Origin of the sequence: Dolichospermum sp. LEGE 00246 (genome assembly GCF_015207865.1) — a bacterium.
GTDB lineage: Bacteria > Cyanobacteriota > Cyanobacteriia > Cyanobacteriales > Nostocaceae > Dolichospermum > Dolichospermum heterosporum.
In genome coordinates this window covers 1-1022 of sequence record NZ_JADEWA010000776.1, presented here as the reverse complement: position 1 = coordinate 1022, position 1022 = coordinate 1, and the positions used below count along the sequence as shown (strand labels likewise).

General features: G+C 37.5%; 1 protein-coding gene. It reads right to left on the bottom strand.

What is annotated here, in order from left to right; all coding sequences use genetic code 11:
- Positions 1-108: 108 nt before the first annotated feature.
- Positions 109-483 (bottom strand): hypothetical protein, encoded by a 375-nt coding sequence (locus tag IQ228_RS26280; protein ID WP_027401875.1) that lies wholly within the window; start codon positions 481-483, stop codon positions 109-111.
- Between the last annotated feature and the right edge of the window lie 539 nt (positions 484-1022).

The window sequence follows — 1022 nt, the reverse complement described above, 5'->3', positions numbered from 1 at the left end:
GCCCCCTGCCCCCTGCCCCCTGCTTCTTTCCTGTTCCCTATTTTCAACATTAAAAAACCCGGATGAACCGGGCAGATGTACTATTTGTCAAGTGTTAGCTAATGATAATTATTGGTTGATTTCACAAGTTAAAGGGCAAGCTGCATAAACAGTGGTTTGAGTTTTTTCAGCTTCGTCATGTAACCAATTTAACCATTTTATTTGCTTAGGATGAATACCTTTAGCTGTTAGCACTCCAGCAGCAATTAATACTGCCATGACATTAAACGTTACTAAGCCACCTGCCACAATTAACACGGCACTAGCAGGCATCACGGATTGTAAAACAATAGATAATAAACAACCTACTGTAGCCATTAATACAACCAACGGAAAACCAACAACTAACAAGCACACTGCCAACGTAAATGTCCAGATTAAAAAGCTTCTCATCATTAACAAGGAGTGGGTCCGAACTAGATTAGAGCTTTGAGCCGAAACCATGACTTTTCCTCCCAATACACAGCAAGTTTAAATTTCAGTTGTTTCTCACTCGAAAGCGAATTAACTGATTTTGTTTCAGTGAAATTTAGTATATAAAACCTTGGCTTTAAAATGAGCATTTCTTTACTAAAGTTTACAGTTGATTTTTTCTAGTTATGAATGAGAATTCACATATACCCACAGGTAGGGGAAAGAGTTCTGGTATATGCCTTGAGAAATATGGACTAACGGTAGATGAGAAGCAGATATTGATCCCCGCAATCTGATCGCTCAGATGCTTAACATTTCTTATGGAAAACGATATTATTTCTCATAATTTATCAGGAGGTAATAAAAAATAGGCTGTAGGTAATGGGTAATTCTGAATTTTCCTCGCTTTCACTCCTCTCGCTACCCTTAATTACTTGATATTATTAGTTACTGATATATTACGTAAATCTTACGGAAGAGCAAGGATAATCAGTATGTGTTAAAAAATATGTATATTGGTAAATAACCTACTAAAAAGACTGCATAACAGGGAGCAGGGGGCAGGGGGC